This is a genomic window from Vibrio sp. QJM3NY_35 (assembly GCF_057785915.1).
Genome location: NZ_CM173507.1, coordinates 1,558,843 through 1,577,450, shown reverse-complemented (window position 1 = coordinate 1,577,450; position 18,608 = coordinate 1,558,843). Strand labels below are relative to the sequence as shown.

23 protein-coding genes are annotated in these 18,608 nt (G+C 42.7%); 18 read left to right on the top strand and 5 right to left on the bottom strand.

Annotated features, from left to right (window positions below):
- Nucleotides 1-2: 2 nt before the first annotated feature.
- Both AC3CH3_RS07210 and AC3CH3_RS07205 read right to left on the bottom strand, forming a co-directional pair.
- Complete coding sequence (locus AC3CH3_RS07210; protein WP_488538163.1) at nucleotides 3-428, bottom strand: A24 family peptidase; 426 nt, start codon at nucleotides 426-428, stop codon at nucleotides 3-5.
- Nucleotides 429-576: 148 nt separating this feature from the next.
- The gene (locus tag AC3CH3_RS07205; RefSeq protein ID WP_019826707.1) at nucleotides 577-783 is read right to left on the bottom strand and encodes a Flp family type IVb pilin; all 207 of its coding nucleotides are present in this window, start codon (nucleotides 781-783) and stop codon (nucleotides 577-579) included.
- Between the two features lie 140 nt (nucleotides 784-923).
- Here AC3CH3_RS07205 and AC3CH3_RS07200 point away from each other — a divergent pair, with 140 nt between their 5' ends.
- From AC3CH3_RS07200 to tnpC (AC3CH3_RS07180), 5 genes are all read left to right on the top strand, one after another.
- The gene (locus AC3CH3_RS07200) at nucleotides 924-1,844 is read left to right on the top strand and encodes an IS5 family transposase (RefSeq protein WP_488538072.1); all 921 of its coding nucleotides are present in this window, start codon (nucleotides 924-926) and stop codon (nucleotides 1,842-1,844) included.
- A 418-nt stretch (nucleotides 1,845-2,262) separates the two neighbouring features.
- Nucleotides 2,263-3,156, top strand: a complete 894-nt coding sequence (locus AC3CH3_RS07195; RefSeq protein WP_019826709.1) for a LysR family transcriptional regulator — start codon at nucleotides 2,263-2,265, stop codon at nucleotides 3,154-3,156.
- A 273-nt stretch (nucleotides 3,157-3,429) separates the two neighbouring features.
- On the top strand, nucleotides 3,430-3,741 hold the full coding sequence (tnpA, locus tag AC3CH3_RS07190) for an IS66 family insertion sequence element accessory protein TnpA (RefSeq protein WP_488537056.1): 312 nt from the start codon (nucleotides 3,430-3,432) through the stop codon (nucleotides 3,739-3,741).
- Complete coding sequence (tnpB, locus tag AC3CH3_RS07185) at nucleotides 3,738-4,091, top strand: IS66 family insertion sequence element accessory protein TnpB (protein WP_261893880.1); 354 nt, start codon at nucleotides 3,738-3,740, stop codon at nucleotides 4,089-4,091. The genes tnpA (AC3CH3_RS07190) and tnpB (AC3CH3_RS07185) overlap by 4 nt, the downstream gene beginning before the upstream one ends.
- Nucleotides 4,092-4,150: 59 nt before the next feature.
- A complete protein-coding gene (gene tnpC, locus AC3CH3_RS07180) occupies nucleotides 4,151-5,692 on the top strand; it encodes an IS66 family transposase (RefSeq protein WP_488538069.1) in 1,542 nt (513 codons plus the stop codon).
- A 58-nt stretch (nucleotides 5,693-5,750) separates the two neighbouring features.
- Here tnpC (AC3CH3_RS07180) and AC3CH3_RS07175 read toward each other — a convergent pair whose 3' ends face one another.
- Nucleotides 5,751-6,593, bottom strand: coding sequence for a helix-turn-helix transcriptional regulator (locus AC3CH3_RS07175; RefSeq protein ID WP_248640262.1), 843 nt, complete (start codon nucleotides 6,591-6,593; stop codon nucleotides 5,751-5,753).
- A gap of 180 nt (nucleotides 6,594-6,773) precedes the next feature.
- On the opposite strand from AC3CH3_RS07175, the gene AC3CH3_RS07170 reads away from it, so the two are divergent.
- The 8 genes from AC3CH3_RS07170 (at nucleotide 6,774) to tnpC (AC3CH3_RS07135) (ending at nucleotide 14,536) form a co-directional block, all read left to right on the top strand.
- Entirely contained in the window at nucleotides 6,774-8,540 is a 1,767-nt protein-coding gene (locus AC3CH3_RS07170; RefSeq protein WP_248640264.1) for a solute:sodium symporter family transporter, read from the top strand.
- A 16-nt stretch (nucleotides 8,541-8,556) separates the two neighbouring features.
- Nucleotides 8,557-10,083, top strand: a complete 1,527-nt coding sequence (locus tag AC3CH3_RS07165; protein ID WP_248640266.1) for a sulfatase-like hydrolase/transferase — start codon at nucleotides 8,557-8,559, stop codon at nucleotides 10,081-10,083.
- 81 nt (nucleotides 10,084-10,164) lie between these two features.
- Complete coding sequence (locus AC3CH3_RS07160) at nucleotides 10,165-10,533, top strand: YidH family protein (RefSeq protein WP_488538071.1); 369 nt, start codon at nucleotides 10,165-10,167, stop codon at nucleotides 10,531-10,533.
- Nucleotides 10,530-10,856, top strand: a complete 327-nt coding sequence (locus tag AC3CH3_RS07155; protein ID WP_432715679.1) for a DUF202 domain-containing protein — start codon at nucleotides 10,530-10,532, stop codon at nucleotides 10,854-10,856. Before AC3CH3_RS07160 ends, AC3CH3_RS07155 begins: the two co-directional genes overlap by 4 nt.
- Nucleotides 10,853-12,052: an anaerobic sulfatase maturase gene (locus AC3CH3_RS07150; RefSeq protein ID WP_488538070.1), complete on the top strand. Its 1,200-nt coding sequence runs from the start codon at nucleotides 10,853-10,855 to the stop codon at nucleotides 12,050-12,052. Before AC3CH3_RS07155 ends, AC3CH3_RS07150 begins: the two co-directional genes overlap by 4 nt.
- Nucleotides 12,053-12,273: 221 nt before the next feature.
- Nucleotides 12,274-12,585, top strand: a complete 312-nt coding sequence (gene tnpA / locus AC3CH3_RS07145) for an IS66 family insertion sequence element accessory protein TnpA (RefSeq protein ID WP_488537056.1) — start codon at nucleotides 12,274-12,276, stop codon at nucleotides 12,583-12,585.
- Nucleotides 12,582-12,935, top strand: a complete 354-nt coding sequence (gene tnpB, locus AC3CH3_RS07140; protein WP_261893880.1) for an IS66 family insertion sequence element accessory protein TnpB — start codon at nucleotides 12,582-12,584, stop codon at nucleotides 12,933-12,935. Before tnpA (AC3CH3_RS07145) ends, tnpB (AC3CH3_RS07140) begins: the two co-directional genes overlap by 4 nt.
- Nucleotides 12,936-12,994: 59 nt before the next feature.
- The gene (tnpC, locus tag AC3CH3_RS07135) at nucleotides 12,995-14,536 is read left to right on the top strand and encodes an IS66 family transposase (protein ID WP_488538069.1); all 1,542 of its coding nucleotides are present in this window, start codon (nucleotides 12,995-12,997) and stop codon (nucleotides 14,534-14,536) included.
- A gap of 79 nt (nucleotides 14,537-14,615) precedes the next feature.
- Here the strand turns inward: tnpC (AC3CH3_RS07135) and AC3CH3_RS07130 are convergent, their stop codons facing one another.
- Together AC3CH3_RS07130 and AC3CH3_RS07125 are read right to left on the bottom strand one after the other, a co-directional pair.
- A complete protein-coding gene (locus AC3CH3_RS07130; RefSeq protein WP_488538068.1) occupies nucleotides 14,616-15,056 on the bottom strand; it encodes an RNase H family protein in 441 nt (146 codons plus the stop codon).
- Nucleotides 15,057-15,132: 76 nt separating this feature from the next.
- Entirely contained in the window at nucleotides 15,133-15,318 is a 186-nt protein-coding gene (locus AC3CH3_RS07125) for an AlpA family transcriptional regulator (RefSeq protein ID WP_004734957.1), read from the bottom strand.
- Nucleotides 15,319-15,466: 148 nt separating this feature from the next.
- Here AC3CH3_RS07125 and radC point away from each other — a divergent pair, with 148 nt between their 5' ends.
- From radC to AC3CH3_RS07100, 5 genes are all read left to right on the top strand, one after another.
- A complete protein-coding gene (gene radC, locus AC3CH3_RS07120) occupies nucleotides 15,467-15,937 on the top strand; it encodes a RadC family protein (RefSeq protein WP_488538067.1) in 471 nt (156 codons plus the stop codon).
- Nucleotides 15,934-16,362 carry a DUF2787 domain-containing protein gene (locus tag AC3CH3_RS07115; protein ID WP_065678384.1) on the top strand — a complete coding sequence of 143 codons (429 nt, stop codon included), beginning with the start codon at nucleotides 15,934-15,936 and terminating at the stop codon, nucleotides 16,360-16,362. The genes radC and AC3CH3_RS07115 overlap by 4 nt, the downstream gene beginning before the upstream one ends.
- 49 nt (nucleotides 16,363-16,411) lie before the next feature.
- A complete protein-coding gene (locus tag AC3CH3_RS07110; RefSeq protein WP_488538066.1) occupies nucleotides 16,412-16,852 on the top strand; it encodes a DUF2787 domain-containing protein in 441 nt (146 codons plus the stop codon).
- Between the two features lie 577 nt (nucleotides 16,853-17,429).
- Nucleotides 17,430-17,765, top strand: a complete 336-nt coding sequence (locus tag AC3CH3_RS07105; RefSeq protein ID WP_488538065.1) for a hypothetical protein — start codon at nucleotides 17,430-17,432, stop codon at nucleotides 17,763-17,765.
- 107 nt (nucleotides 17,766-17,872) lie between these two features.
- Nucleotides 17,873-18,559 (top strand): WYL domain-containing transcriptional factor, encoded by a 687-nt coding sequence (locus tag AC3CH3_RS07100; protein WP_488538064.1) that lies wholly within the window; start codon nucleotides 17,873-17,875, stop codon nucleotides 18,557-18,559.
- Nucleotides 18,560-18,608 lie beyond the last annotated feature (49 nt).

Below are 18,608 nucleotides of genomic sequence, written 5' to 3'. Positions count from 1 at the left end.
GTTTATATATGTGGCGTAGATTGAGTTAAAATGACTAAGTAAAATCCAATGCTAATGGCTACCCCATATGGAATACCCTCTTGGTAACAGCCATTTCCTATTATTGATTTTTTACTCATTAGATAAGTAACTGCTAAAATACCACCAGCAAAAGCCGTCAGAATATACGCCAATAATAAGTCATCAAAAGGGATGGTAAGTGACAAAATAGCGGCGTATTTAATATCACCTGCTCCAATCCATATCAGCTTATAAAGAATAAGCCCTCCACCTAACATCAGTAAAAAGCTCATCATTTGAATATCTAACGGGGATATGAAACACTGCAAGAAGAGTAATACGTACAGGGTGTAATTTTGTATCTTGCGATAGAGAAAATCAGTAACCGACACATATATACTCAGCACTGCCAAAGCCACTAAATACAATTCATGACTAAAAATTGGAAATACCACCTAAATTTGGTTAGAATAAATCTTATTTTACGATGTAAATTAACCAAGCCAGACCAATGTAAACAAGGGTCTGGCACGAATATCTTTCGATATCTTCTACATTAGCTAATAAGGCTTGATGTTAGCTGCTAGCAGTTTCAATAGCCGTAGCTACTTGTTCAAAAGCACCTTCTAGCTTACCAATGAAGCCATCAGCGCCTACTGCTGTAGTTACTAATACAGCCATTGCAACAGCAATAAGACCATATTCAATCGCAGTTACGCCGCGCTCATCGTTCTTGAATTGTGATAAAAACATGTTTGTTTTCACGTAAAGCTTAGTAATCATTATTTCTTCCTATAAGGGCTGTTGAAAATTCGTCGCTATTATAATTACCGCCCCTACTCAGGGCTTTGTTGCGTAATTCAATGGAACTAAATCAAGAGCCTACGATCTGATCAGCTACGTTCACTCCTTCTCGTAGCTCTATGCCTAAACCTCGTTACAAAACAACCAACTGGAAGCAATACAACCAATCACTTATTAACCGTGGCTCTCTGACCTTTTGGATTGATGAAGAGGCAATAAACGGGTGGGCGCAAAGCAAACAGAGTAAGCGCGGGAGGCCACGTCGGTTCAGCGATTTAGCTATCACGACAGCGCTCATGGTGAAACGAGTTTTTTCTATGCCACTGAGAGCTCTGCAAGGGTTTATCGACTCAATATTTAGGCTTGCCCATGTTCCATTAAGTTGTCCGCATTACACCTGCATCAGTCGTAGAGCAAAGCAAGTTGAGGTCTCATTTAAGACTAAAGCGAGAGGAGCAATACAGCACCTGGCCATTGATGCAGCTGGCCTAAAGGTTTATGGCGAAGGTGAATGGAAAGTCAAAAAACACGGGACAGATGGCAAGCGTAGAGTTTGGCGAAAGCTGCATATTGCCGTTGATACAAGCACTCATGAAATTATCGCAGCCGAGCTAAGTTTATCGACGGTTACAGATGGAGAAGTCCTCCCGAACTTACTGAAACAAACACGCCGAAGTATCCTTGAGGTGTCTGGTGATGGAGCTTACGACACGAGATTGTGTCATGCTGCTATTAAGATTAAGGGAGCCATTGCGCTTATTCCCCCAAGAGAAGGGGCAGCCTTCTGGGAGCGTGGTCATCCTCGAAACCTCGCCGTGGTTTGCCAGAAGTTATACGGCTCAAATAAGTATTGGAAAGAGCGGTATGGGTACCACAGACGTTCACTATCAGAAACAGCGATGTATCGAGTTAAACAGTTACTAGGAGGACGATTGAGCTTAAGACATTACAATGCGCAGGTGGGTGAGACTTACGCGATGATAAAAGCGTTGAACAAGCTTACTGGGTTAGGTATGCCTGAAACTTGTCGTATTGACTAAGAAACACACGAAATGGGGTAGCTCTATCTATAAATTTAATTACGCAACAAAGCCCCTACTCAGTGGAAAATACCCCCTATCGATTTAATCAATAGGCCGAGCAAAAAATGATCAGAATAAGCACAGTAAAAACAGAAGAATTAAAAACAAACCTCTAAATAACAACACCTTACATATAAAACCAACTCCCAAAAAGAATATCAATTTAATTTTATAAACTTGAAAAAGTAAGACACGGGGCAATATTCTTACTTATCTAAAGTTTATATAAGGTTTGGAAGCAACCTAAGAATTAATTGACCAAGCTTTATTACTCCTTATAAAACTTGTTGAAATACAATTATCATCACGCTATTGTTCTTCGAATCAACAACCAATAATAAATATAATTTCTTTGTGTCAAAAGGTTAGTCGAATCATGAAACTACATTTCGAAAATATTGTTTCGTTCATTGCAGTAGTTGAAGAAGGTTCATTTAGCTCTGCTGCTCGCATGCTTGGAAAATCACAGTCAACCGTTAGTACGGCGGTTCAGAATCTGGAGTCAGATTTAGGTTTCAATGTATTTAATAGAGAACATTCTAAAGTTTGGCTAACGGAAAAAGGAGAACGCCTATTCCAACTCTCTTTACCTGTGGTATCGAAATATCGAGAATTGGTCACCATTGCTCAACAAATGAATATATCTGACCAGATAGTTTACCGAGTAGGTATAGATCCGTTAGTGTTCAATCAAAACGTAAAGAAGACACTATTGGCATTTTCAGAGGCATTCCCAAATGTGGATTTACTTGTTGTCACTAAACCGAGTTTCGTTTTAGGAAACTACATAAATGAAGGGAAGATAGACTTAGCGTTAGGTAACCCCTATCACAAGACAAATTACGACTTCAATATAGAAGAGTTATTTCACGTCAACTGTTGGTGGGTAGCCCATGAAGACTTGGTAACCTTTGAGTCTCACGCAGCATCACAGCGAGTCTTATTAATGGATGGTTGTGAAGAGCTTCTTAACTTATCAAACATCGCTTCATATAACCTATGGCGACTGGATGACCTAGGGACCATTATCGACTTATGTAAGGCTCAAAAAGGTATCGCATTTTTACCCGGGTTTCTTATCGATGGTAACGTAAAAGAGAATAAGCTTAAGGTAATTACAGACCACCCTGACTTTTTTGGTAAACGAGTTATTGCTTCCCTCTTCTGGCACATACATTCTGACTTTAGCTTGTTTAACCAATGGATAAAAAAGGAGCTACAACCCACAACTAATTACAAACAAACATTTGTTGCTGATTTAGCTCAATAACGCTCTCTTACAATCTGGCAATCACGCTCTGGTACATTCACTAGCTTAGGGTGTGATACTAATAAATCCATACATCTTGATATATCTTCGAAACAAATCATAGATAATAAATATAATTAACGTCGTTATAAATTTGTTTATTCTATAGCTCATCAATCAAAACTTAACTGCACATATAACCTTTCATTGCTTAGTAAGCGCTCCATAAACCCCGCATTCTAATCGCCTAACACGAATAATAAGATCAAGTCTCCAACCATGAGGAGATTTGAAATGGGAAAACGACACACTAAACAAGAATGGCAAACGCTTATCGAACAATCTGAATCGAGTTCATTGTCAACGATCGCATTCTGTAAGCTCAATGAACTCAATCCCTCAACGTTTTATGCTAAGCGCCAACAACTCAAAAAAGCGGATGTATCTCAAGGCTTTGTCCGAGCAGAGGTCGTCGAAAAGACAACGAAATACCAAGCTCAAATAGCAACCGCTAACATGACCCTTCTCGTCAATGATGTTGAGCTGAGTATTCCTCAAGGCACGCCTGCAACCTACCTAGCAGAGCTCATCGGGGCGCTGTCATGAAACGCATGCTGAGCGCACCAGACATTTATCTGTATCGTGAGAGCGTCGATTTTAGAAAGTCCATCAATGGCCTCGCTGCAATTATCGAAAGTGACACCGATTTACCCTTGGGGAGTGGCGCACTGTTCCTGTTCACCAACAAACAGCGCGACAAAATCAAAGTGTTGTACTGGGATAAAACAGGCTTCGCCCTGTGGTATAAGCGCCTCGAAAAAGCCAAGTACAAGTGGCCATCAAAAGAGAAAAATCAGGTATTTACCTTGACTCAATTTGAGCTTGATAGGCTGCTTTCTGGCTTCACAATTATCGGCCATAAACCTGTCACAATAAACGATTTTACAATGACTTAAACGATAATAAAGCCTTATCCACCAAGCGTTAACGGCACGATTTTAGTATAATCAATGTCATGAAAAAGACACTAAATATCGACCCAGAAAGTCAAGATATTGCCGAGCTACAAGCGATGGTGAAAGCACTGATGCTCTCGAATGAGCAGAAGGAATCACAATGGCAACAAGAGCGTCAATCGCTGCTTGAACAACTCAAGCTTGCCTTCGACCGTCAATTCGCGAAACGCTCGGAGGCGTTAAAGCCTTACGATGAATCTCAAGGAGATCTCTTCAACGAAGTGGAATGTGAAGCCGCTAAGGAAGAAGAGGTTGAGGTCACGACCACGACCATAACGAAGAAGCGTGGTAAACGTAAACCACTTCCAACGACCTTGCCTCGAGAGGTTATCGAACTCGATTTAGACGACCATGAAAAGCAGTGTTCATGCTGCAATCATAACCTACATAAAATCGGCGAAGACCGCAGTGAGAAATTAGAGTTCACACCAGCAGTGCTTAAAGTGCTGGAATATGTCCGCCCTAAATATGCGTGCCGCGAGTGCGAGAAAACAAAAGACAATAGCCGCATCGTTCAAAAGCCAGCCCCGCAGAGTCTTATCCCTAAGAGCTTCGCGACAGAAAGCTTGCTTGCCAATATCATTCTGGGTAAATACCAATACGCGATGCCACTTTATCGGCAAGAGTCGCTGTTTAATCAGTCGGGTATCGAGCTATCACGCACCACCATGGCAAGGTGGATTATCCAAGTCAGTGAGAAGTTCGAACCTTTATATGAAGCGCTGAAAGACCATCTTCTTCAACAAGTAGTGGTTCAAGCGGATGAAACGCCGCTTAATGTGCTCAAAGAAGAGAAACAGTGTTACATGTGGCTCTACTGCTCGGGCGCCGACTCACCCGAAGCCGCACTACCGAATATGAAAAATATCGCCTTGTACGACTACCAAAACAGTCGCGCGAGGGCGTGTCCCGTGGACTTTTTAGGTGACTACAACGGTTATCTACAAACCGATGGCTACGCGGCTTATGATGGTCTGCATCACGTCACCAATGTAGGGTGCTTAGCGCATGCTCGTCGCAAGTTCATGGATGCGAAGAAGCTTCAAGGGAAAGGTAAATCAGGCAAGGCTGATAAGGCGCTGGCTAAAATCCAAAAACTCTACGGGATAGAATCACGCTTAAAAGGTGCGCCTGCCCAAGAGCGAAAAGCAGAGCGTCAAGCGTATGCCAAACCGATACTGGATGAACTTTACGAATGGATGACGACCCAGAAAGTGATAGGCTCTAGTGCACTAGGTAAAGCGATAAAATATACGCTCGGACAATGGCCAAAGCTCATTCGTTATATCGACGATGGTCACTTATCTATCGATAATAATCGCGCTGAACGCGCAATTAAACCGCTGGTCATTGGCAGAAAAAATTGGTTGTTCTCTGACACACCAAACGGTGCTGGTGCGAGCGCGATGCTTTACAGCATCGTCGAGACCGCGAAAGCCAACGGACTTATCCTCTACGACTATCTGGTCAAGTGCATGAAAGAGTTGGCGAAAGCAGAGCCTGATATCGACGCACTCCTACCTTGGAACTTCAAACATTAGTAATATCGCCCCGTGGGTTCATGGGGCGGATACGCTCAAACAAAGAGCATTGACAATATTATTCATTATCGTAACAAGAGGAAGGAGTCACACCAAATTTAGCCTTAAACGCTTTGCTAAAATGAAAGCTATCATAGAAATTAAGCTCATTCGCAAGTTGATAGATTGGAGTATTTTTGTGTACTATTGATGCATGAGCGTAATTCAACTTAGCTTCAAGAATGTAATCCTTTGGTGTTTGCTTAGTGTACCTCAAAAAGAGCTTTCTTAGTTGGGATTCACTGCAAGGTATTATTTGGGACAGCTCAGAAATACGCCATTTTTTTCTGATGTTAAGATGTATTTGCTCTATCACCCTTAAAGTCTGTTTTTCTGCATCGTGCTGTGGTTTCTCTACGACAGCATAAGTCAACCATTCATAAATCAGCTTATTAATGCGGGCAACACCTAATCGATTACGAGCATCACTATCACACCTAATTTCATCCATTGCTTTGTTGACCTCATTCAAGCTAGAGGTTTCATCTAAATCAATCACCTGCCCTAAAGGTAAGAAGATTGAACCTGAAGTGATCATCTCCATCCAATTGAGCGCCCACAACCTACCGCAGCAAAAATAATGACTGATTTCCATGGGATCAATGAATACGACACAATGGCCTTGAACTCTAATGATATTTCCATTCTTCAGATGAATTTGCCCATGTCCTCTGCGTGTATAAACAACAACAACGCTATTACTGCGAAGAGGCATAAGCCTATCTCGAGGCCATTCAACACTGTAACTTAATGGGCTGCCAATGATATTCCATAATGACAATAACGTAAGCCCAGAAATATTAATGTTTTCATCAATGGAGATCACATCGTTGAAAAGTGTCTCGTTTTTTACATCTAGCATGACATTATTTCCATTCTAAAACCCCTTCTGAGCGTGGATTATAAGTCTATGGCTGGCGAACTAAAAAAACAATATTGTCGTCAGTCTCAACCAAAACATCACTAAATTGACGTAAACCCCCTACAAGGAAATCGTTATGCGAAGTATGATAAGCAATTCAAAAGAGTTGGGAGATATATAATGTATACGTTGTTATCGTTTGTATTCTTCACTGCTCTAGTAGCACTCATTTCTTACATCAAGACCAAGAAAGAGAACTTATCTGAGATCTCTGGATACTTTTTAGCTGGTCGAAGTCTGCCATGGTACGTTATTGCTGGCTCCTTATTCCTCACCAACATCTCTGCTGAACAATTAACCGGATTAAATGCAAATGCCTTTCGAAATGGCGCAAATGTGATGGCTTGGGAGGCCACATCTGCATTAACCTTAATTGTCCTTGCGTTCGTCTTCTTACCTCGTTATTTGAAATCTGGAATTAGCACGATCCCTCACTTTTTGGAGCAACGGTTTGGCCACCGAATGCGAATCGTATCCTCATTCATATTCATCTATGCGATCGTTATTGGCTTTCTCCCTTTTGTGCTATATGCGGGTGCAATAACACTAGGTCAACTGTTCAATATCAGCGAATTGTTCGGAATTACCCAAGAGCAATCAGTTTGGATGATGGTCATTAGTTTAGGAGGGATTGGTGGTATCTATGCCATCTTTGGTGGCTTAAAAGCGGTGGCGGTTTCAGATACGATTAATGGTGTAGCCGTACTAGCTTGTGGCTTATTAGTACCAGCGTTGGGCTTGTACTACCTAGGTGGTGGTAGTATCTGGGGTGGTTTGGATATCGTCATAACTGAGGCACCTGAACGCCTCAATGCTCCGGGAATTGCTGACGATGCCAACATTCCTTGGCACGGTGTTTTATCCGGTGTGATCATCATTAATCTATTTTACTGGTGCACTAACCAAGCTATCGTTCAACGAACCTTAGCAGCAAAAAGCTTGGCGGAAAGTCAGAAAGGTGTCTTAGCCGCTGGATTTCTAAAAATTATAGGCGTCTTAATGCTTGTATTACCCGGAATCATTGCTTGGCACCTCCACCAACGTGGCATGTTAGACATTCCATTTAAGGTTTCTGAAGGTGAAATCACTGACGTCCTCAATGCAGATATATCTTATCCGTCCCTCGTGCGTATGGTCTTACCTTCATGGTTAACCGGATTCTTTGGAGCTGCAATGTTTGGTGCCATTCTCAGTTCGTTCAATAGTGGCATCAATAGTCTATCGACACTTATCAGCCTTGATGTCTACAAAACAATGATTAACCCCAAAGCCTCTGATCAAAAGACCGTACAAGTTGGGAAAGTGTTCGGCATTGCGACTACGATTATCTGTATAGTTGCCGCTCCCTATATATCTCAAGCAGACTCACTATACACACTCATGCGAACCATCATGGCAGTGATCAACGTGCCTATTTTTGCTGTCATCTTGTTAGGAATAATTTCCAAACGTGCGCCAGCAATCGCTGGATACGTAGGTTTAGCTACTGGCATGATATTTTTCTACGTAGCGCACTTTGTCCTTAATGGAGATCTAGGGTTCATTGAACTCCACTGGCTCAACCTTGTCGGGCTCAACCTTCTTCTCATGTTGGTTGTGATGCTCACAATCCGATACTTCAAGCCACTCAATGTTCCATTCAAGCAAGTTGAAACGCAAGAAGTAGAAGTCACTCCTTGGAGATATGGTAAGCATGCAGCTTGGGCATTAGGTTTCATGTTTTGCCTACTCTATTCCGTACTCTCCCCAATAGGTATCACGTCTGAATCTGGCTCAGTTACCAAAGCAACATTGGTGGCGGTCTTCATTGTGAGCACGATATACCTTGTATTCAAAGTAGTTAGCAACCGTAGAGCTGCGACAGAAACCGCAATATTTCCTAAGTAACCTTAAGGCCATTACTATGCTTAAAAAGCCCAATATAATTCTAATAATGACTGACACCCAGGCTACAAATATGGTTGGGTGCTATACCGGAAAACCACTTAACACCCAGCACATCGACGCATTGGCTGAGCAAGGTTATCGTTTTGACTCAGCGTACACTTGCGCCCCTGTATGTACCCCAGCCCGAGCAGGACTGTTTACAGGAATATATGCAAACCAATCTGGCCCTTGGACGAATAATATAGCTTTAGGAAGTAACATTTCAACGATGGGGCGTTACTTTAAGGACTCAGGATATCACACTTGCTATATCGGCAAGTGGCACCTCGATGGTCATGATTACTTTGGTACCGGTGTTTGCCCAGAAGAGTGGGATGCAGATTACTGGTACGATGGCGCTAATTATCTTGAAGATCTAAACGATAATGAAATTGACCTATGGCGAAACGGGTTGAACACAGCGCAAGATTTAAGAGATAACGATATCGATGAAACCTTTACCTGGGCACATCAAATTTCAAAACGTGCGATTAGTTTCCTCGATAGTTGTAAAGACGGCGAAAAAGAGAACCAGCCATTTTTGATGGTCTTGTCATACGATGAACCTCACCATCCCTTCACTTGCCCTGCTGAGTACATAGAAAAGTATGAGGACTTCTACTATGACCTCGGGGATAAAGCTTTTGACGATCTAAGCAAAAAACCCGAGCACCAGCAATTATGGTCTCAAGCAATGCCAGCTCCAGTTAACAGCCTGGGTCATTACCACCACCCACTTTACTTTGCATGCAACGATTTTGTTGATGATCAAATCGGACACGTAATCAAGGCACTTGATAAATCTGAACTTGATAATACATGGGTTGTTTACACATCTGACCATGGTGAAATGATGGGAGCACATAAATTAATAAGTAAAGGATCAGCAGGATACGATGATATCACTCAGATCCCTTTAATTATTCGTCCACCTAAGGATACCTTAAACAATGCAAAACCTATTATCACACCAGTTAGCCATATTGATGTTCTGCCTACCTTAATGGCCTTAGCTAACATTGATAAGCCGGACATATTACCTGGTGAGAATATTTTGGCGTTTATTGACAAGCCAAACTCAGAACGAGGTGTAATGGTTGAGTTCAACCGATATGAGGTTGAGCATGACAGTTTTGGTGGGTTCATTCCGATGCGAGTATGGGTAGAGACCGAGTTTAAGCTTGTGATTAACCTTTTCACTAGCGATGAACTTTACCATCGCATTAATGACCCAGATGAACTACATAACCTGATCGAACATAATGAATATGCAGCTATTAGAAATAAAATGCATGATCGTTTACTCGAATATATGAACGAGATACGTGACCCTTTTCGTACTTTTGAATGGTCAACACGTCCATGGCGTAAAGATAAGAAGTCCCAATGGATGGGTTCATTTAGACCTAGACCAAATGATGGTTACTCCCCCGTTGTACGTGACTACGACACCGGAATGCCAACAGTTGGCGTTAAGGTCGAAGATAAGAAATTGAAGTTCTAAGCAGATTATAGCGGTGAATAAGTAGAGCTGTTCACCGCCGTTGTATATCTCACCAAAACATAACTATGGGTTTATTAAAAAATGAAAAACACACCTACAGTTGCTAAAAGGCCTTGGCGCACTCAAGGAGAGGCTCCTGATTACCGCTTTTCTTTAGCCAACGAGAGAACTTATCTAGCTTGGGTACGGACTGCACTTGCGTTGCTAGCTGGAGCTGTCGCGATTGATCATTTAACTCCTGAATTAGCAGACCCAATTATTAGAATGACTCTATCATTCTTCTTATGCCTGGCTTCTGGACTTTTATCACTTTTCGCATATAGACGATGGGCTGACAATGAGAGAAGCATGAGAAATAAAGAAGAATTGAGCTACACGAGCTTCCTGAAGGTAATCAGTACAGGCATGCTCGTTTTAATAGGTCTAATCGTTGTAGCCATTTTGTCATGATTCGAGATAAAGGGCTCCAGCCAGAACGAACTGCCATGTCATGGCTTAGAACCCAATTAGTTCTGTTTGGGGCTGGTTTGCTTCTGCTTAGAACCTATTTTGTATATGACCACATACTCCTAGCGTTATCGAGCTTAATAGGTATTGTCCTCACATTCTGTTTTTCGACATATATTCAACTCCGGTTTAGACAGACTTTTACCGACAAAAACGCAATCACAAAATATGAATACGTCGCTAAATTCTTGCTGTCGGCAACTGTATCCTTATTAGCCTTGTGTTACGCAATTTTTAGCTTAATGCAAATATGGAAAATAATATGAATATTCGAGGTTGCCATGTAATGGCTAAACCATCAGGTCCTGTCTGTAATCTGGATTGTGAATACTGTTTCTATTTAGAGAAAGAGAAACTCTACCCTAAACGTCAAACAAACTGGAAAATGTCCGATGAAACATTGACCCGGTTCATTTTGCAGCACATAGAGGCGCAACCTGGCTTGGACGTCGAATTTGCATGGCAAGGTGGAGAGCCAACTTTACTCGGAATAGAATTTTTCCAAAGAGTCACTGACTTGTGTGAAGAGTTCAAAGGCGATAAACGCATTAGCCATACCTTCCAAACAAATGGAATTTTAATCAATGATGAATGGTGTGAATTTTTTAACAAGCACCGATTTTTAGTTGGTGTCTCGATTGACGGCCCTAAAGAGTTGCACGACTTTTACCGTGTAAATCGGAGCGGAAAAGGAAGCTTCGATAAGGTAATGAAGGCTATTAGTCTACTCAATAAACATAACATAGAATTTAATACACTAACGGTAGTTAACGATAAGAACGCAAAGCACCCCCTAAAAACTTATGAATTCCTTAAATCTATTGGCTCAAAGTTCATACAATTTATTCCTCTCGTCGAGCGTAAAGAGTCCGAGGAAAAAACTAGTATACTGTCCGGCCCCAATGAAACATTCACAGGGGTCACGGAGTGGTCAGTGTCACCCATCGAGTATGGCCAGTTTTTGAATGATATTTTCGACACTTGGTTGAGGCAAGATGTTGGTTCAACATGTGTTCAGACCTTCGAAACCACACTGGCAAGTTGGATTACTGGTTCGTCCAACATTTGCGTATTCTCTAAAACTTGTGGACATGCTTTTGCGTTAGAAGCCAATGGTGATCTTTATCAATGTGACCATTATGTCTACCCCGAATACAAAATTGGAAATATACACACCCAAAGAATTAGAAGCATGAACGCTAGTGACAAAGCAATCGAGTTTGGGCAACAAAAGTTCACAAACTTAAATAAAAAATGTAAAGCATGCCCCTACTTATCACAATGTTACGGTGGTTGCCCTAAACATAGGTTTAATATCAGTCCTTCTGGTAAACCGGACCATAACTATCTTTGCGAAGGTTACTTTAAGTACTTTCAACATACGGAGAATGCGATGAAATTCATGCGAATGTTGATCCAAGCAGGTAGACCTGCGTCTCACGTAATCAATTACGTTAAATAGTAGATAAATATAACAAGAATGCTTAATTACCGGGATGTGACGGTTTACCATCGCGTATTTTAGTTTATGTAAAACATCTATCTAACACGTAAGAAAACACCTAAGTTGGAGGTTGCACTATTACAACTAATAAGGAATATTGTAAGCGCTCCATAAACCCCGCATTCTAATCGCCTAACACGAATAATAAGATCAAGTCTCCAACCATGAGGAGATTTGAAATGGGAAAACGACACACTAAACAAGAATGGCAAACGCTTATCGAACAATCTGAATCGAGTTCATTGTCAACGATCGCATTCTGTAAGCTCAATGAACTCAATCCCTCAACGTTTTATGCTAAGCGCCAACAACTCAAAAAAGCGGATGTATCTCAAGGCTTTGTCCGAGCAGAGGTCGTCGAAAAGACAACGAAATACCAAGCTCAAATAGCAACCGCTAACATGACCCTTCTCGTCAATGATGTTGAGCTGAGTATTCCTCAAGGCACGCCTGCAACCTACCTAGCAGAGCTCATCGGGGCGCTGTCATGAAACGCATGCTGAGCGCACCAGACATTTATCTGTATCGTGAGAGCGTCGATTTTAGAAAGTCCATCAATGGCCTCGCTGCAATTATCGAAAGTGACACCGATTTACCCTTGGGGAGTGGCGCACTGTTCCTGTTCACCAACAAACAGCGCGACAAAATCAAAGTGTTGTACTGGGATAAAACAGGCTTCGCCCTGTGGTATAAGCGCCTCGAAAAAGCCAAGTACAAGTGGCCATCAAAAGAGAAAAATCAGGTATTTACCTTGACTCAATTTGAGCTTGATAGGCTGCTTTCTGGCTTCACAATTATCGGCCATAAACCTGTCACAATAAACGATTTTACAATGACTTAAACGATAATAAAGCCTTATCCACCAAGCGTTAACGGCACGATTTTAGTATAATCAATGTCATGAAAAAGACACTAAATATCGACCCAGAAAGTCAAGATATTGCCGAGCTACAAGCGATGGTGAAAGCACTGATGCTCTCGAATGAGCAGAAGGAATCACAATGGCAACAAGAGCGTCAATCGCTGCTTGAACAACTCAAGCTTGCCTTCGACCGTCAATTCGCGAAACGCTCGGAGGCGTTAAAGCCTTACGATGAATCTCAAGGAGATCTCTTCAACGAAGTGGAATGTGAAGCCGCTAAGGAAGAAGAGGTTGAGGTCACGACCACGACCATAACGAAGAAGCGTGGTAAACGTAAACCACTTCCAACGACCTTGCCTCGAGAGGTTATCGAACTCGATTTAGACGACCATGAAAAGCAGTGTTCATGCTGCAATCATAACCTACATAAAATCGGCGAAGACCGCAGTGAGAAATTAGAGTTCACACCAGCAGTGCTTAAAGTGCTGGAATATGTCCGCCCTAAATATGCGTGCCGCGAGTGCGAGAAAACAAAAGACAATAGCCGCATCGTTCAAAAGCCAGCCCCGCAGAGTCTTATCCCTAAGAGCTTCGCGACAGAAAGCTTGCTTGCCAATATCATTCTGGGTAAATACCAATACGCGATGCCACTTTATCGGCAAGAGTCGCTGTTTAATCAGTCGGGTATCGAGCTATCACGCACCACCATGGCAAGGTGGATTATCCAAGTCAGTGAGAAGTTCGAACCTTTATATGAAGCGCTGAAAGACCATCTTCTTCAACAAGTAGTGGTTCAAGCGGATGAAACGCCGCTTAATGTGCTCAAAGAAGAGAAACAGTGTTACATGTGGCTCTACTGCTCGGGCGCCGACTCACCCGAAGCCGCACTACCGAATATGAAAAATATCGCCTTGTACGACTACCAAAACAGTCGCGCGAGGGCGTGTCCCGTGGACTTTTTAGGTGACTACAACGGTTATCTACAAACCGATGGCTACGCGGCTTATGATGGTCTGCATCACGTCACCAATGTAGGGTGCTTAGCGCATGCTCGTCGCAAGTTCATGGATGCGAAGAAGCTTCAAGGGAAAGGTAAATCAGGCAAGGCTGATAAGGCGCTGGCTAAAATCCAAAAACTCTACGGGATAGAATCACGCTTAAAAGGTGCGCCTGCCCAAGAGCGAAAAGCAGAGCGTCAAGCGTATGCCAAACCGATACTGGATGAACTTTACGAATGGATGACGACCCAGAAAGTGATAGGCTCTAGTGCACTAGGTAAAGCGATAAAATATACGCTCGGACAATGGCCAAAGCTCATTCGTTATATCGACGATGGTCACTTATCTATCGATAATAATCGCGCTGAACGCGCAATTAAACCGCTGGTCATTGGCAGAAAAAATTGGTTGTTCTCTGACACACCAAACGGTGCTGGTGCGAGCGCGATGCTTTACAGCATCGTCGAGACCGCGAAAGCCAACGGACTTATCCTCTACGACTATCTGGTCAAGTGCATGAAAGAGTTGGCGAAAGCAGAGCCTGATATCGACGCACTCCTACCTTGGAACTTCAAACATTAGCAATATCGCCCCGTGGGTTCATGGGGCGGATACGGAATATTCAATAACCGACCCCCAACTATTTCCATAAACAAACAACTTAAAACACTTCCCTTGCCATCTCCCCCGCTCTCCCCATCTGTTCAAAATCCCCTACCTTATGCGCTCGCCTTACTTCAACAAACTTACTGGATCTCAACGCATCAACTTGTTGCCATAAATGACGGTTAGCTACTGGTTTCTTATCTGATTTGCGCCACCCTTTTGCTTTCCAGTTATCTAGCCATTCATTGAACCCTTTCACACAGTACTCACTACTAGAATATAGGCAGTCTCCATCTCTGGCATAAGCTATAGCTTCTATCAATGCGATAAGCTCTAACTCAGCACTATCGGCAATCTGACCGACTAATAGATTATTTTCGTCAACTAACTGCCCATCGTAGTTATAAACACTGATACCAACCCCACCCTGTAGTTTTGATGCGTTTCCTTTTGATGTTGCGATACCGATATAAATTGCACAGTTTTCTTCATTCATGGTCTTGCTCCTTTGTTCGAGTTTTGGCCTACCATTTTGGTAATGCCTTAATTGGTGCAGTGGCGTTAATTCAGTATTAATGGCTTGGTCTTTCAGCCAAGCGCATTTCCATCCAGTTATTCACCTCTTCTTCTACCCAAGCGACCGCCCTATCTCCCAAGCTTACCGATACAGGAAAATCACCCTCGTCCATTTTTCTGTAGATCGCCGAGCGGCTTAATGCGGTTTTCTCAATCACTTCTTTTAGCTTTAAAAATCTCATGGGACGTTCTCCTATGCCTGTGGTCCTCATGGGATAAGGAGATAGTGTTAAAAAAAATGAGGCTGGCTCGGCTTACTCTGATTCAAACCTTTTTGAGGTATATGTCATTAAAGTGAATGACCTAAAGCCTGATTAAAGGAGAACCAAAATGAGAACACTTTCACCACCACTACTCTCGCAGCAAGAGCATGAACATCGCGTTCTAGAAAAGGCAGCTGAGATATTAGAAGATCGTTATGTACGAGGAGATGTATTTACCAATCCACAAGCTACCCGAGACTATTTGCGATTTAAGATAGGCGGCAGTGAACGCGAAGTGTTCGCCGTCATGTTGCTAGATAACCAACACCGATTAATTGAGTTTGAGGAGTTGTTTCAAGGGACGATTGATGCGGCAAGCGTCTATCCAAGGGAGGTTGTAAAGACTGCTCTGAAGGCCAATGCGGCAGCGGTTATCTTTGCTCATAACCATCCATCAGGCGATCCTGAGCCGTCCCAAGCAGACAGGCGCATCACGACAAGATTGCAAGACGCTTTGGCGCTCATTGATGTTCGAGTTCTGGATCATATTGTTGTCGGGGAACAATGCATATCATTTGCCGAAAGGGGCTGGTTATGATTGAGAAACACTATGGTGACATCACCCTCAATAGCAAACTCCACCAGCAGTTAGAGCAAACTATCGCTCGCTACTCGATTCCTAAAGACACGACACGCATTGCACTCAACTGTCGAAACACAAGCTACTACAAAACAAAGGAAGGGGTCGCCCCTGTAGAGATTCAGTTAAAGCGGGAGAATTCACGCTCTGATTGGAATTTGGTTTTCGTGGCCAATTTTACTTATCAAGACAAAGCCACCGACTCGCTCGATGTGTATCTCTATTTCCACCTACTGAATCACTGGTGCTATCAACCAGATGCGGGGGCAGCGAGCCTGAGCCATCCAGTCACAACAAAAGTATTCCAAGCCTGGATGTGCGCTTTCCATGAACATTTAACTCAGCATGTCTTCGATGACATACAGCTCACTCAAGTCCGCTAAGGCTAACCCATCACCCTACTCGTTCACCTAAATTCAAGGAGGCATCATTATGTCTACTCTGCTCTTTCACCCATCAAGCTTACCCGTGTCTGACAAACTTCATGCACTGTTAAACAACCATTTTCAACAGCAATTAACCCTGAGTGAGTCAATAGCCCAAAGTACTTACTTGACGTTCAACTTTCGAGATAGTTCATACAGCTCAGAAGCTGGTGGATTTCACCCTGTTGAAATCGCGATGACACAGATCTCCAGTGGTCAATGGAATGTCGAATACATCACTGATTTTGCTTACGTTGGGAATGTGTATCCAGAATTGGCGCGATGTCTAGACTTTGACTTTCGAGACCAAGCGTTCTTTACAGAGTTCGGGGGATGGAGCCCAATCAAGGGTAACTATTCCGCGGTAGAGATGTTCGAGCTTTGGCAGGATAACTTCTTACACTACATCGATATGGAAGCGTTTGACTCTATATCTATCATTTCGTAATGAGAGAACAACCCGTCCGGGTCTATGTCACGATACAAAGGCACCGGACCACTACAGCCATCAAAAAGTCGTATTTCGGAGAGAGCCAACCCTATATGTAGCAAGGCCTGAATGACTTTTCATCATTGACTCCCACCCCACGACTTATCACGACATTACTGATAAGTGATACCAATCATGCCCAATATAGCCCCATTAAAAGAGCAGCTCACAAAAGCGCTCATCAGAGTCGCTCTCGCGAGTTGTCATTACCTTAATGAACAGTATCAGCACTTTAAAAAGGAGGTAGAGCAAAGTTCAGATCACGAACTGTTTGAATTCGTTCAACGCCTTTCTTCCACCCATCTGAAACGGCTCTTAGCCACTATTGAGTTGATGAGCAGAGGTTATCTACTAAGTGAAATTCTAGAAACAGCAAAGGATAAATAATGGCCTTTCCCGAGGTCATTTAAATTCAAATATACAGCCCATTTCACATAATCATTATCCGCAATTTGAGTGAGACGTTATTTGTCTCACCCATCCTTATCCTAATGCCATCAGTGATGGTTCATAGACACCCAACTAAGGATTCACAATGACCACAAGTAATGTACTGCATCATACCAATGATGAAGAGCTCATCGCTTTAATCCAACGAAAAGAGTCGTTCACCTTAACTCGGGTAAAAAACTTCTCTCAGACGGTGAAAAAGATTGAACGGCTTATAGAGGCTCAAAATCTATCTTGTCGAATATACACAGCAGGTCGTTCAACCACGATGGCAGCAACTTTGGCTTCAGGACCTGCTCTCATTTTTGGATTAGCTTCAGCGGCTGCAATATCGGCGCATAATTTAGCCACAAGAAACCCAGACTATGAAATAGCTAAATACCCTTTCGCAGACAAACTCGTCATTAACTACAAGAAGTAATCGTATCAGGCTGTGTGGCCACCAGCCGATCCCTAATCACGTTGATTCTTTAGCTCATCACTTAAATGTGTTGAGGCGATTGATCACGTTTAAATTTTGGTGGTCCCATGCCCTCTAAACCGAACAAGCAACGCATCGAACATATTGAGTTGGTGTTTGAAGTTTACTCTCTCATCCCAACTCAACGAAAGATCACAGCGAACGAAGTTCATCAACGATTAACAAACACGGGCATTGAACGCTCGAAACGCACAGTACAACGCTGCTTGAACATCTTGACGACTTATCTAGATATAGAAAAAGACGATAGAAGCCTCCCATATAGCTATCACAGGAGAACCCACCCTATATTCTCCTTGGGACCACAAGAATCTGTGCTTCTTGAATTCGCTTTTGAGAACTTGAAATCAGTTCTTCCTGAAAGCTATCTATCAAGTGTGCAATGCACTTTTATGCCCTTGCTATCAACGAATCATAACCTAAGGCCACGTAGTCATGTTCGACGTAAGCAGCCCTATCACAAAGGCGATTATGACGTAGCTGTCTTTGACAAACTTTGTCTATCCATCTATTACCAACGCGAAGCTCGGCTCCACCTACGTAATGAGCAAGTACTTCAATACGTTTGTCCACTTGGGTTGGTATTAGAGAATGATTGCCTTCAATTGATCTACCAATTCAAAAAGCGTATTTGCTCAGCCCCACTCAACCAAATTCAAGACATCTACGTCAGTACGTTCGAGTTCACCTACCCTGAAGGGTTTTTACTATCTGAGGCCATTACCTCTAAATAAAACTCAACACTCAAGATCAAGACCAACATGTTCAACTAACCACACAAGG

Coding starts and splice junctions, on each gene's coding strand:
- AC3CH3_RS07205 (WP_019826707.1), bottom strand. CDS start 783: ATGATTACTAAGCTTTACGTGAAAACAAACATGTTTTTATCACAATTC.
- AC3CH3_RS07200 (WP_488538072.1), top strand. CDS start 924: ATGCCTAAACCTCGTTACAAAACAACCAACTGGAAGCAATACAACCAA.
- AC3CH3_RS07195 (WP_019826709.1), top strand. CDS start 2,263: ATGAAACTACATTTCGAAAATATTGTTTCGTTCATTGCAGTAGTTGAA.
- tnpA (WP_488537056.1), top strand. CDS start 3,430: ATGGGAAAACGACACACTAAACAAGAATGGCAAACGCTTATCGAACAA.
- tnpB (WP_261893880.1), top strand. CDS start 3,738: ATGAAACGCATGCTGAGCGCACCAGACATTTATCTGTATCGTGAGAGC.
- tnpC (WP_488538069.1), top strand. CDS start 4,151: ATGAAAAAGACACTAAATATCGACCCAGAAAGTCAAGATATTGCCGAG.
- AC3CH3_RS07175 (WP_248640262.1), bottom strand. CDS start 6,593: ATGCTAGATGTAAAAAACGAGACACTTTTCAACGATGTGATCTCCATT.
- AC3CH3_RS07170 (WP_248640264.1), top strand. CDS start 6,774: ATGTATACGTTGTTATCGTTTGTATTCTTCACTGCTCTAGTAGCACTC.
- AC3CH3_RS07165 (WP_248640266.1), top strand. CDS start 8,557: ATGCTTAAAAAGCCCAATATAATTCTAATAATGACTGACACCCAGGCT.
- AC3CH3_RS07160 (WP_488538071.1), top strand. CDS start 10,165: ATGAAAAACACACCTACAGTTGCTAAAAGGCCTTGGCGCACTCAAGGA.
- AC3CH3_RS07155 (WP_432715679.1), top strand. CDS start 10,530: ATGATTCGAGATAAAGGGCTCCAGCCAGAACGAACTGCCATGTCATGG.
- AC3CH3_RS07150 (WP_488538070.1), top strand. CDS start 10,853: ATGAATATTCGAGGTTGCCATGTAATGGCTAAACCATCAGGTCCTGTC.
- tnpA (WP_488537056.1), top strand. CDS start 12,274: ATGGGAAAACGACACACTAAACAAGAATGGCAAACGCTTATCGAACAA.
- tnpB (WP_261893880.1), top strand. CDS start 12,582: ATGAAACGCATGCTGAGCGCACCAGACATTTATCTGTATCGTGAGAGC.
- tnpC (WP_488538069.1), top strand. CDS start 12,995: ATGAAAAAGACACTAAATATCGACCCAGAAAGTCAAGATATTGCCGAG.
- AC3CH3_RS07130 (WP_488538068.1), bottom strand. CDS start 15,056: ATGAATGAAGAAAACTGTGCAATTTATATCGGTATCGCAACATCAAAA.
- AC3CH3_RS07125 (WP_004734957.1), bottom strand. CDS start 15,318: ATGAGATTTTTAAAGCTAAAAGAAGTGATTGAGAAAACCGCATTAAGC.
- radC (WP_488538067.1), top strand. CDS start 15,467: ATGAGAACACTTTCACCACCACTACTCTCGCAGCAAGAGCATGAACAT.
- AC3CH3_RS07115 (WP_065678384.1), top strand. CDS start 15,934: ATGATTGAGAAACACTATGGTGACATCACCCTCAATAGCAAACTCCAC.
- AC3CH3_RS07110 (WP_488538066.1), top strand. CDS start 16,412: ATGTCTACTCTGCTCTTTCACCCATCAAGCTTACCCGTGTCTGACAAA.
- AC3CH3_RS07105 (WP_488538065.1), top strand. CDS start 17,430: ATGACCACAAGTAATGTACTGCATCATACCAATGATGAAGAGCTCATC.
- AC3CH3_RS07100 (WP_488538064.1), top strand. CDS start 17,873: ATGCCCTCTAAACCGAACAAGCAACGCATCGAACATATTGAGTTGGTG.